Annotated in this window: 12 protein-coding genes and 1 tRNA gene; 3 read left to right on the forward strand and 10 right to left on the reverse strand. The window is 46.0% G+C overall.

Features of this window, described 5'->3' with window-relative positions; genetic code table 11:
- Nucleotides 1-72 precede the first annotated feature (72 nt).
- From IEU85_RS03235 to IEU85_RS03265, 7 genes are all read right to left on the reverse strand, one after another.
- Nucleotides 73-1113, reverse strand: a complete 1041-nt coding sequence (locus IEU85_RS03235; protein ID WP_188354770.1) for a Gfo/Idh/MocA family protein — start codon at nt 1111-1113, stop codon at nt 73-75.
- 115 nt (nt 1114-1228) lie between these two features.
- Nucleotides 1229-2218: a GTPase Era gene (era, locus tag IEU85_RS03240; RefSeq protein ID WP_188354771.1), complete on the reverse strand. Its 990-nt coding sequence runs from the start codon at nt 2216-2218 to the stop codon at nt 1229-1231.
- 64 nt (nt 2219-2282) lie between these two features.
- A complete protein-coding gene (locus tag IEU85_RS03245; protein WP_188354772.1) occupies nt 2283-3653 on the reverse strand; it encodes a hemolysin family protein in 1371 nt (456 codons plus the stop codon).
- 119 nt (nt 3654-3772) lie between these two features.
- Entirely contained in the window at nt 3773-4330 is a 558-nt protein-coding gene (gene ybeY / locus IEU85_RS03250) for an rRNA maturation RNase YbeY (protein WP_188354773.1), read from the reverse strand.
- 13 nt (nt 4331-4343) lie between these two features.
- Nucleotides 4344-5705 carry a PhoH family protein gene (locus IEU85_RS08670; RefSeq protein WP_229714705.1) on the reverse strand — a complete coding sequence of 454 codons (1362 nt, stop codon included), beginning with the start codon at nt 5703-5705 and terminating at the stop codon, nt 4344-4346.
- Nucleotides 5706-5793: 88 nt separating this feature from the next.
- The gene (locus IEU85_RS03260) at nt 5794-6141 is read right to left on the reverse strand and encodes a histidine triad nucleotide-binding protein (protein WP_188354774.1); all 348 of its coding nucleotides are present in this window, start codon (nt 6139-6141) and stop codon (nt 5794-5796) included.
- Nucleotides 6142-6215: 74 nt separating this feature from the next.
- Nucleotides 6216-7025 (reverse strand): 16S rRNA (uracil(1498)-N(3))-methyltransferase, encoded by an 810-nt coding sequence (locus IEU85_RS03265; protein ID WP_188354775.1) that lies wholly within the window; start codon nt 7023-7025, stop codon nt 6216-6218.
- 126 nt (nt 7026-7151) lie between these two features.
- Here IEU85_RS03265 and IEU85_RS03270 point away from each other — a divergent pair.
- The 3 genes from IEU85_RS03270 to glgC all read left to right on the forward strand — a co-directional run bounded on the left by IEU85_RS03270 (nt 7152) and on the right by glgC (nt 9617).
- A tRNA-Leu gene (locus IEU85_RS03270) sits at nt 7152-7239 on the forward strand.
- 65 nt (nt 7240-7304) lie between these two features.
- A complete protein-coding gene (locus tag IEU85_RS03275; protein ID WP_188354776.1) occupies nt 7305-8162 on the forward strand; it encodes a TrmH family RNA methyltransferase in 858 nt (285 codons plus the stop codon).
- 210 nt (nt 8163-8372) lie between these two features.
- A complete protein-coding gene (gene glgC / locus IEU85_RS03280) occupies nt 8373-9617 on the forward strand; it encodes a glucose-1-phosphate adenylyltransferase (RefSeq protein WP_188354777.1) in 1245 nt (414 codons plus the stop codon).
- A 127-nt stretch (nt 9618-9744) separates the two neighbouring features.
- Here glgC and IEU85_RS03285 read toward each other — a convergent pair whose 3' ends face one another.
- From IEU85_RS03285 to IEU85_RS03295, 3 genes are all read right to left on the reverse strand, one after another.
- On the reverse strand, nt 9745-10263 hold the full coding sequence (locus IEU85_RS03285) for a metal-sulfur cluster assembly factor (protein WP_188354778.1): 519 nt from the start codon (nt 10261-10263) through the stop codon (nt 9745-9747).
- A 104-nt stretch (nt 10264-10367) separates the two neighbouring features.
- On the reverse strand, nt 10368-10988 hold the full coding sequence (gene sufU / locus IEU85_RS03290; RefSeq protein ID WP_188354779.1) for a Fe-S cluster assembly sulfur transfer protein SufU: 621 nt from the start codon (nt 10986-10988) through the stop codon (nt 10368-10370).
- 164 nt (nt 10989-11152) lie between these two features.
- On the reverse strand, nt 11153-12436 hold the full coding sequence (locus tag IEU85_RS03295; protein WP_188354780.1) for a SufS family cysteine desulfurase: 1284 nt from the start codon (nt 12434-12436) through the stop codon (nt 11153-11155).
- Nucleotides 12437-12508 lie beyond the last annotated feature (72 nt).

The raw sequence follows: 12508 nt of genomic DNA on the forward strand, positions 1-12508 counted from the left end.
AGCCTCTCGCACAATAGCGGGAGGCTTAACTTTTATAGCTTAAACACACTGCATATTGCGCAGGCGTCAAAATTACTCAGCTGAGTGCTCGAATGGATATACTTCTCCCCAAGCAGCACGCATATTATCCATCATGCCCATGATGCGCAACGTCTCATCATGAGGCATTGCTGCGCACTCGATCTTGCCATCAAGTAATGCTTTAGCACTGTCAATAACCTGATACTCGTAGCCGGTAAGCTGCGTTGGTACGTTAATCGTATCAACAAGACGGTGCTCATTATCGTAGATCAAAATACGCTCTGGGTTATTGATATTTTGCACTACCATATAGCCTTCAGAACCTTGGATAATACCTTGGCGACTACCCACAGCAATCATAGAAGCATCAAGCGTGGCCATCACACCATTATCAAGCCACATGGTTGCAGCCATCTGCTCATCAACACCACGATCGGTAAACGAGCAGGAGGTTACTGTGCGTACTGGGCTGGCTCCAGGGAATGCCATCATCACAAAATTAATTGGATAAACACCCAAATCAAGTAACGCGCCACCAGCCATTTCAGGATCAGTCATACGTGGCTTGTCAGAAACAGGATACGACAAATTGGCATACACATGACCAATTTCACCGAGGCGACCTGATTCAATAATATCTGTAATAGCTTTTCGGCTTGGCATATAGCGCGTCCAAATTGCTTCAGCGCATAGCATATGTGTTTGGCGAGAAACATCAATCACGCGCTGTGCCTGCTCAACATTTGCGGTGAATGACTTTTCGACGAGTACATTCTTACCAGCCATCATACATGCAATAGCATGATCCGCGTGGAGCGCATGAGGAGTTGCAATATATACCAAATCAACTTCTGGATCTGCAAGTAATGCCTCATATGACCCATAAGCCTTACGAATACCATATTCGCGAGCAAATGCCTCAGCACGATCTTGATCATTACGTGTAGCAACAGCATATGGCTCAATTAATGATGAATACCGCTCATCACGATTCATTCTACGAAGCGTATCTGCCATATGATGAGCAATTCGACCAGCACCGAGAATTGCTACATTCACCGTACCTGAATGCGCGCCATTGCGAAGTGACATAAGGGTTCCTTTCCATATACGTTCACTCAATTGACTATCCTACACCCCGAGTAAATACAATGTAGGCGTGTTCACAAAAATGAGATAGGCAGTAAGCTCATGGCATATATGCTGTTTAGAAGCCTAATCGTTCCAATGATTTTGGATTGGACTGCCACTCTTTAGCTACTTTTACATGCAAATCAAGATATGCTTTCGCACCAACAATACGATTAACTGCGGTACGCAAACGTTTTTTAACATGCACCAGATGCTCAGCTTTTTTGCCAATAATAATTGGTTTTTGGGAATCACGCTCTACATAAATAGAAACCATCACGCGCGCTTTGCCAGCAGGACCAGCAACTGGATTGCCGTCATCATCAAGTTCAGGGTCCATAATTTCATCAACTACCACTGCTAACGAATGAGGTAATTCGTCGTGAAGCTCTTCCAAAAATGCACCACGAATCAATTCGGCAATAGTATCCTCAGGAGTCTCTTCACTAAGCATATCATCAGGATACATTTGTGGACCTTCAGGCATCGCAGCCACAAAAACATCCCTAACTTCTTCCAAATTATCCTGTTCAAGCGCTGAAACGGGAACAATCTGTGTAAATTGAGCCAACTGATCAAGCTCAATCAATTTCTCAACCATCTGTGTACGGCTGACTTGATCAATTTTAGTAAGCACTGCGATTACTGGAATTTTCCACGCAGAAGAGTCGTGCGTTTGATTGCTACGTGCTTGATCGTCGCGTGATTGAATGCCAAACTGCTCACGTAAGCGTTCAAGAATTCTACGATCCCCCGGACCAATAGGCTGATCAGCAGGCAATAAGAATGCTACGGCATCGACTTCAGCAAGTGAATCATCGACAACATCATTCAAGCGCTGCCCCAAAAGCGTTCTCGGACGATGAATGCCCGGAGTATCAACAAGCACAACTTGATAATGTTCCCCAGTCATCACCCCGCGAATTGCCTTACGCGTAGTTTCAGGGCGAGACGAGGTAATTGCAATACGCGCTCCAATAAGCGCATTCATTAATGTTGATTTACCAACATTCGGACGTCCAACAACAGCGATAAATCCTGAACGATATGCCACATCTTCTTGCATACTGTTTACTGTATCGTACTCGCCCTACTAGGTAGTGCCTCTGGTTAAGCGCTTATGCTATTCGCTATTCACTATCTTCATTAGAACGCTGAGCTTGCAATGATTCTACAAGCACTGTTGATACTTTTTTACGCCTACCCGCACTATCCACAGCTGTAAAACGCAACCCATGACCCTGAGCACTACTACCTACAATAGGAACACGCCCTAATAGCTTAGTGAGCAAGCCGTAGACTGTATCGACATCATCTTCGTCAATTGTAATTTCAAAGGCATCTTCAACATCAGCAATCGGCGCTCGTGCTGGAAACTGCCATTGCCCCGGTCCTAATTGCACAGGTTCTTGACGCTGTGTACGATCATGTTCATCTTCCAGCTCGCCAACAATTTGTTCAATAGCATCTTCAATAGTAACTAAACCTGCAATACCACCATATTCATCCACTACAATTGCTGCATGCTGGCGCTGGCGTTGCATTTGGTGGAATAAATCATCAACAGGCTTTGATTCTGGTACCAATAATGGTTCACGCACAATTGATGTTACCGAACGAGCATTAGCTTCTGCATTAAAAGCCACTGCCTTTACTGCATCTTTGAGATACACCATGCCCACAAGATCATCAACAGACTCGCCAATTACTGGCACACGAGAGAAACCTGAACGCGAAAACATGCGCAGTACCTGTTCCAGTGTGGCATCTTGCGCAATACAAATCATATCCGTGCGTGGCACCATAATTTCACGAGTAAGTGTGTCAGAAAGTGTTAATACATTGCGCATCATTTCAGAGACTTCTTTATCAAAATCTCCTGCCTCAACAAGACGGTCAATAGCAGCTTTACCCTGCTCTCGGTGAATGCGCTCAAGTTCCTCATCGTCAGACAGTGATGCCGTTGTTTTACCAGTTTTAGCCCAAGCAGCAGCATGCCCAGTAATTTTCGCAAATGGCGTCAGCAAACACACCACCGATACCACTCTGGCCTGACGCAGCATAATATCAAGCGGTTTACTCTCTCCATTAGCACGAGGACGTACTAATACCGAAACCACGCCAATGCACAAGGCGCTAAGCACTCCCGCTAACACTACAGCCCACAGCGGAGCATCCAGCAAAGTGCATATCAAACTCACCAGCACGCCATCAAGTACATTGCAGACGATTCGAGCAAAAGCGCAGGAACTTGCTGTAGCGTACCGGTCAATAATGAGCCGTTGTACGATATGGATACGATTGAGCTGTTTTAAAGCAACAAATCGACTTTCTGCACTGGTTTGAACATCCAAAATTCGGTTATTGAGGCTAGAGCGTGTTACACGAGCTACTGCGCTTTCTGCGGCAGCCATCATCAATGAAAACCACACGAGTACTAAAGCAATAGCACCTAGTGCTACGCATAACCACACTATTTCCCCGCGTTGCAACGCAATCATGATATTCCTTTTACTAGTTGCTGTGCTCTGGATAAGTTGTACCATCTTTGAGCTATATGAATCACATTACCTGTACTTTGCTCATCATTAATGCATAACTCATGCCCATGTTGTTGGCATTATTCTTGTTGAGTGCTGCCTGAGCCATTATGTGATGTCTTACTCAATTCATACAGCGCCAACAAATCTGGAGCACCATCAGGTAGTGTCACTTCTGCTACACTCCCTACGCGAGTGGCTAAAAATGTTAATAACAGCTGGCGTTGCAAACCAAACATTTGACGTTCTTCTTCACGCTCAATATGGTCATAGCCAAGTAAATGCAACATACCATGCACGGTAAGCAACATCATTTCTTCAATTGTCGAATGCCCTGCAGCTTGAGCTTGCGCATGAGCAACATATGGGCAGATTACGATATCTCCTAATATTCCTTCGCTCATTTGTGCTTCTGTGCCCGGACGAAGCTCATCCATAGGAAAGCTCATTACATCAGTTGGCCCTGCCAAATTCATCCAATGCTCATGTAACACTGCCATTGGTTCTGGATCATTGAACATAATAGTTACGTCAGACTGGCAACTTACGCGCATCTGATCCATAACCCACAGTCCGAGTTCGGAAAAGATTTTCGGATCAATATTCCATACTGTTTCATTGGTCACTTCAACACTCATAGCACGCCCTTATTTACGATTCTTTGGCAACAACAGTAGTTTTAGAATGCTTAATCTTACTCGGCTTTTGATTTGAAGCCACACGCTCATAAGCCGTAACAATTTGCCCAACTAATCTATGTCGTACCACATCCTGAGCTTGTAAATGAACAAAGGCAATATCATCAATACCGCCAAGAATGTGTTCAATATCCACTAACCCAGAGTGAGGTACAGTGAGATCAACTTGTGTGGCGTCCCCAGTAATAACCATACGTGTGTTAAACCCAAGGCGCGTTAAGAACATTTTCATCTGCTGAGCAGTTGTATTCTGCGCTTCATCAAGAATTACCCATGCATCATTTAACGTGCGTCCACGCATATATGCAAGCGGAGCTACCTCAATCGTGCCGTCGGCCATAAGTTTACGTAGCCTATCGGTGCCTATCATGTCTGCAAGAGCATCAAAAAGCGGACGCAAATACGGATCTACTTTTTCATGCAGTGTACCGGGTAAAAATCCAAGATTTTCTCCAGCCTCTACTGCAGGGCGAGTAAGGATAATGCGTCGCACTTGCCCATCTTCAAAAGCTCGCACTGCTTTTGCCACAGCTAAATAGGTTTTGCCAGTGCCGGCAGGACCTATACCAAATGTGATGGTATGGGTTTCGATGGCATTCACATAGGCGATCTGCCCCGGTGTCTTAGGTCGTACTGGCGCTCCTAAGGCATGAGTGATTACGCCAGGAACACGCAGTTGTGAACCTTGCCTTGTTAATGGTGTGTGTGCCAAACGTTGAGACTGTGTATCGGTTGCTTGCATATCCGTTGTTTGTTGGATGGTTATTTGTTGGTTAGCTACTTGTCGATCAGGCTTTTGTATATCTTGCATCTGAGCAATATGCGTTTGCGTAGATACTGTGGCAATAGCATCTCGTTGAGCATCTTCCTGCTTTATCGCTTCTTGCTGAACTGATCCTGATAACGAAGAATCCTTCTCCACTCGTTCCTCAGATTCAGAATGAGCATTATTCTTGTGCTGCCCCTCGCGCAACTGCTCATACATTCGTCGCATATGTGGATCACGAAGCCACTGATTAGCCAGCTGATGAAAACTTGACTGCGAGGATCTGCTTAATAAGCGGCGTACCGTATCTGCATCCATAGGAGCAGTAAATGCTGTCTGAATAAGTGTCTCTATTACATCTTGTGCAGCAGAAGCCTCTGATTCAGTCTGGGTGTCATGCGATAAAATCGCTATGCGATTACCGCGAACAATAATAGCAAGCTGAGGAAATGCTCGTTCAATCTCCCTAAGCACCTGATCTTGAGGACCTAAAACGGTTACTGGATCAAGCTGACCTGGAATTGATATTGTTCGTGTTGTTGTTGCCACAGTGTCTGCTCCTAGCCTTGCTATGTGCACTAACACATCAGTACTGCCATATTGTGCAATTGTGCACTACAACGGCAATACTACGTATTTACTCATCCAATACTTCACCGGTGAGTACGTGAGCGTGTGCATGGAACACCGTCTGCCCTGCATCTTCACCAGTGTTAAATACTAGCCTAAATTGCCCATGATAGGCATCTTGTGCAATCTGATTAGCTACATGAACAATGTGCGCCAACAGCGAAGCATCATGATCTGCTAATTGCACAACATTAGCTACATGTACTTTTGGCACGATGAGCACATGTACTTTGGCCTGTGGATGAATATCGTTAAACGCATACACCAAGTCATCTTCATACACTTTGCTACTTGGAATATTTCCGGCAATAATATTGCAAAATAAGCATGACTCTTGAGATTCTTGATTACTCATAGCTACTCCCCTATACGCAATCGTTTTCAACTTGCACTATGTACTATACGCCAACAATATTACTGCAATATCATTCAGCCGTCGTATCGCCCTAGCACACGTGAGAGCAGAGCCACAGCTACCGGGCCTGCTGTCGAGGCGCGCATAATATGAGTACCTAATGCCACAATATGTGCTCCAGCACCAGTTAATGCAGTTATTTCTTCCTCAGCAATACCGCCTTCGGGACCAACAACAACATGCACAGTGCGCGCTTTACCATCCTCACACGAACGCTGCGCCATATCGAGCACAAGCTGTTCGACACTATCCCAAGTATCAGTTGCATCCTGATGAAGCACAATAATAAGATCACCATGCACATTAGCGCGTAAGCACCACTGCACAAGCTGTTGTGTAGTAATACTGTGGTGTAACTGAGGACACCATGACCTACGCGACTGCTCTGTAGCACGGTTAAGCACTTGCTGCCACTTACTCAGTGCTTTTTCTTGCTTATTGCCCTTCCATTGCACAATAGAGCGGTGTGCTTGCCACGGAGTTACTTCATCAACACCAATCTCACATGACGCTTCAATAGCCTGCTCATCTCTACCCTGTTTCGCGAGCGCTTGAATTAACCCAATACGTGTCATCACCTCCGGCTGTCTACCTACGGCGGTAATACGCACAGTATTCGCTTGCACATCATCTACCACAGCCTGCACGCGCAATCCCTGCCCATCGCTAAGCATTAACTCATCACCAGCAGCAAGGCGCATAGACTTTAATGCGTGACGGGCAACAGTATCAGGTAAGGTCACCACCCATCCATCACGAAGTTCATCACTAGATAGCGGGCTTTCATCGTTTGTTGGGTCGATTAAGAACAAAGGGCTAGTCATAGCAGATACTGTACTGGATACGGATTACCTCTTAAAGCATCTACGTGATTACGACACGCCGAATGGCTATTATTTGACAGTGACACAAAGAATGCGTATATTTCTTTTCTGTTGCTACGGCACCCTGTCCGGGTGGCGGAATGGTAGACGCGCTAGCTTGAGGTGCTAGTGGTTATTTTATACAACCGTGCGGGTTCAAGTCCCGCTCCGGACACGATTAGGCTCTGAGAAATCAGAGCCTTTATTGTTTCTCCCCTCGTGCACGAGTTTGGAATACATATGCAGTTTCTCGAAGTACACTCATTAGATGATCCAAGACTAAACGCTTATGTCCATTTAACTGAACTTCAGTTGCGCAACCGCCTAGAGCCTTCTATGGGATTATTTATTGCAGAATCTCATAAAGTTATTGACCGCGCGCTTGCAGCCGGTGTAGAGCCTGTTTCTTTGCTTATTGAACGCCCATGGCTAGAAGGCATGCAGGAGACTTTACAAGCAATTGACACACGTTGGGGAACTGATATTCCTGTATTTGTGTGTGAGCCGGAGCTTCTCGAACAACTTACCGGTTACCGGTTACATCGTGGCGCGCTAGCGGCAATGCGACGATGGGAGCTCCCTAGTGTTACTCAAGTATGCAAGGATGCAAAGCATATCGCTATTATGGAGAACATTGTTGATCACACCAATGTAGGCGCACTTATGCGTTCAGCCGCTGCCCTTGGTATGGATGCGGTACTCGTTTCTCCTTCTTGTGCTGACCCGCTATACCGCCGAGCAGTACGTGTGTCTATGGGCACGGTATTTCAAATTCCATGGACTCGTATTGGCACAGACAAGCATGACTGGCCTGAGCAAAGCCTAGACGCACTGCATGAGCTTGGATTTACTACCGTTGCCATGGCTTTACAAGATGATTCCATTGATATGACTGAGCTCGCGCGGCGCACACATCTACCTAGCGAAGATCCTCAGTATATCGATAAGGTTGCGCTTATTTTCGGTACCGAAGGTGATGGACTAACACAGCGCACACTGCGTACTGTGGATCTTACCGTTCGTATTGCTATGGACTATGGTGTAGACAGTCTTAATGTTGCAGCTTCTAGTGCTGTAGCGTTTTATGCTATTCGCTAGTTCTATCCGTTGGTGCTATGCAATAGTGTGTTTCGGCACTGCGATACAGCACTACATTTCGACGTGCCATGCGCCAGCACCAATCGTCTATCTATAAAAATATTTTGTATTTTTCGCAACACACGATTCCGACACGCTGTATTCGCACTAACTTTATGTCATGATAGAGGCGTTGTTCAACTCATCGTCGAGGTAAAGGTAGGGATCGGTATGAAGCAGAACCCAAAGATTCTATCAATCGTGCTCGCTGGTGGCGAGGGAACCCGTCTCATGCCTTTAACACGAGATCGCGCTAAGCCAGCTGTACCTTTTGGTGGTGTGTTCCGTTTAGTAGACTTTCCACTGAGTAATCTCGTAAATTCTGATATGCGTCAAGTTATTGTACTCACTCAGTACAAGTCGCATTCGCTAGACCGTCATATTTCGCGAGTATGGCGCTTCTCTGCATTACTTGGTAATTATGTCACCCCTGTGCCAGCACAGCAACGTTTAGGTAAGCACTGGTACTTGGGCTCAGCAGACGCTATTTTGCAAACTATTAATATTATTGAAGATGTGCAGCCTGATATTGTTGTTATCGTAGGCGCAGATCACGTCTATCGTATGGACTTTAGGCAAATGGTGCAGTCCCATATTGACTCTGGAGCTGAGTTTACAGTTGCTGGCATTCGTCAACCAGTAAGCCAGTCCAATCAATTTGGCGTGATTAACACTGACCCGGCACACCCACAAGTTATTACCCATTTTGAAGAAAAACCAGAAACCACGGCTGGTCTTGCTGACGATCCTTCTATGATGCTGGCTTCTATGGGCAATTATGTAGCTAATACGGATGCTCTCTTCAACGCGCTGCGTCAGGATGAGAAAGCAGCTGATACCAAGCATGATATGGGCGGCGATATTGCTCCATTCTTTGCTGCACGTGGTGAAGCAGGCGTGTATGACTTCACGCTCAATGATGTGCCTGGATCTACTGAAAAAGACCGCGCATACTGGCGTGATGTGGGTACAATTAAGCAGTTCTATGATGCACATATGGATTTGATCGCCTATGTGCCAGACTTTAATTTATACAATGAGCAGTGGCCTATTTACACGAATTCTGGCTCACTCCCACCTGCCAAGTTCGTGCATGCCGGTCGCGATCGCTTAGGTCACGCAACTGACTCTATTGTCTCGCCTGGTACCATTGTTTCTGGTGGTGAAGTGCACCACTCTGTGATTTCACCAAATGTGCGTATTCATTCATGGTCTCAGGTTGTTGACTCAGTGCTCTTTGATGGCGTAGTTATCAATCGTCGTGCGCGTGTGTATAAGGCAATCCTCGATAAGAATGTGGTCTTAACAGAGAACGCCACCGTCGGTATTGATACTGAACGTGATATAAAACGAGGATTTACCATTACTCCAGAGGGTATTACCGTAGTACCAAAGGGAACAGTAGTTTCTGATTAACTTTGAATAAGTGAGACTAACTGCTGTCAAATACTAATAGGGGCTTCTAGAAATTCTAAAAGCCCCTATTAGTAAAGTATCGGTTCTTGCTGATTAAGTAGTACTGTGATTTAGATAGTACTGTGATTTAGTATCGCGGCAAATTACCCATATTAAAGCCAAGCACAGCAAGCTGCTCCTGACCAGAAGGCGTAATTTTATCAATCGTCCAAGGCGGAGTCCATGTCCAGTCAATACGGAATTCTTCAACAAGCCCTGCAAGCACTGATGCCGTTTCGTCCTCAATAAGATCAGTTAATGGGCATGCAGGTGTAGTCAAAGTCATAGTAATAATAGCGCGACCAAGCTCATCAATTTCAATACCGTATACCAAGCCTAAATCAACAACATTGATGCCCAGCTCCGGATCGACAACCTGATACATAGCTTCCCGAACATCGCGCGCAGTGGCACGTCCGATGTCGTCGAGTGCAACTAAAGGGATATCATCAGCGTCCCCATCTCCTGCCTCCCCCTGCGCCCCAGTTAATGCAGAAGTAAACTGAGGATTGGCAACAACTTGACGCGCTAACTCTTCATCTCCTAGAGCCGACTGCACCGAGGCAAGAATCGAATCCTCAGGCTCAGGTACCAAGCTACTTGTCATAGCGCCTCCTTTTCAACGATTACACTGTAGCGTATTAGGACACAACTTGCTAGAGCACTCCCAACTTTCAGCTATTAGAGGGTATGCCATTATTATCTGTCGCATTATAACCGTGTCATCGCCTGAGCTGCAGAATCCTTAAAACCCTCCCAGCCGAGTAGAGCACATTTAATGCGCATAGGATATTTTGATACCCCTTGAAAGACAATAGCATCGTCTAAACGCTCAGCTGCCGCGTCGTCAATTCCAGCTCCTCGAGAATTCATCAGCGCATGAAAATCGCGGAATAAAGCCATAGCCTCATCAACACTCTTGCCAACAATCAAATCAACCATTATGGAAAGACTTGCCTGAGAAATAGAACAGCCTTGGCCATCCCACACCACCTGCTCGATAACAGGAGAGCTGCCATCGTGCATCTCGCGCAATTCTACACGTACGGTAACTTCATCGCCGCATGTTGGATTAAACTGGTGTGACTGACCTATCTCACATCCCTCATGCTGGGCATGCACCTGGCTTAATCCTGATGCCAGCGCACCAATAGTGTTAGCTGTATTACCATCTTGGCTCGCGCTCTGTGTGCCATTTTCGCTTGGCGCCGCACCAGCATCAGATTGTGAAAGAAATGATTGCTTACCATGAGCCTGCTTGGATGCTTCAAGAATTACTTCTTGATACATCTGCTCTAATTCATTACCAGTTGCAAAACCGAAACTTGCCATACGCTGAATAGTATCCTTGCCCTACTACTTAAGACCATGCTCATGTGACTTACGTTTATTTGACTACGTTTTACTTAACTATGCCCATTCGCCATCGGCGCATACACCTAAAACACCAATACCAGTGTCCTATGCCCCGCATTAAGCGCAAGTATTACTCGCTACTAGGCTTTGAAAAACGCCCGAACACCACTAACTGCATCAACTAACGCATCGATATCACTAAGCGTATTATATACGCCCACAGAAGCCCTGTTGGAAGCAAATACTCCAAAATGTCGATGTATAGGCTGTGCGCAATGATGCCCTACTCTAATAGCTACACCCTGCGCATCAACAAATTGTCCAACATCATGCGGGTGAACGCCTTCAACTTCAAAAGCCACAGTGCCAATACGTTGGGTGTTTTCAGTAGGACCTAAAATGCGAACTCCTGGAATGCTATCAAGCTGCAAAAGACGTTCAGTTAAAGCGTGCTCATGCTGCTCAATCGCTGCAAAACCAATATGGTCAAGAAATTCGGCAGCAACACCTGATGCAACAACTTGTGCAATTGGCTGAGTACCTGCTTCAAAACGTGCTGGAGGTGCCATATATTGTGCCGGCTTATCCAACCAAGCAAGCTCAACCATAGAACCGCCAAATGTTGCTGCAGGGAGTGCTTCTAGTAGTTCACGCTTGCCATAAAGGAATCCTACACCAGTCGGCCCATACATTTTATGTGCACTAAATGCTGCAAAATCAACATCAAGCGCATGCATATCCAAGGCAAGATGAGGCGCTGCTTGGCATGCGTCGAGAATAACCACAGCACCAACTTGATGAGCTGCCTGAACAATTGGCGCAACGTCAGTAATCGAGCCAGTCACATTAGTAACATAGGTTACTGCTACTATGCGCGTGCGCGCAGTAATCACCTCATGAGCGCGCGTCACATCAATGCGACCATCTTGCGTCACCGGTATCCAACGCAATGTAGCCCCAGTTCGCGCAGCCAACTCCTGCATAGGCAGCAATACTGAATGGTGTTCTGCCTCAGATACTACAATTTCATCACCTTCATGGAGTGCAAATCGTGTAGCTGCACTACCACCTCGACCAAGGCTGGCATATCCGAAAGCTGTTGCCAGCAAATTCAGTCCTGCAGTAGCTCCTGCAGTTACTACTACTTCTTCTTCGCCCTCTTGCCATGAAGCACCAATAAACTTAGCGATGCGCTCACGAGCTTGTTCAAAAGCCACCGTTGAGCGTGCGGCTAGTTCGTGCGCTCCCCTATGCACTCCCGCATTAATAGTGGAATAAAACTGTGATTCAGCATCAATAACACATTGTGGCTTTTGAGCAGTTGCTGCACTATCCAAATACACTAATGGTTTGCCATGCACTGTTTGTTGCAAAATAGGAAATTGTGCGCGAATTGCATCCCATGAATGTTCCTGCTGTTCCATATGCCACCTTCGTGTGTATCAGACGGTTCAAGTGTTCGTACGGTTGCACCGAGCATCTGAAAATGAGTTCTG

Source organism: Galliscardovia ingluviei (genome assembly GCF_014635685.1).
Taxonomy (GTDB): Bacteria; Actinomycetota; Actinomycetes; order Actinomycetales; family Bifidobacteriaceae; genus Galliscardovia; species Galliscardovia ingluviei.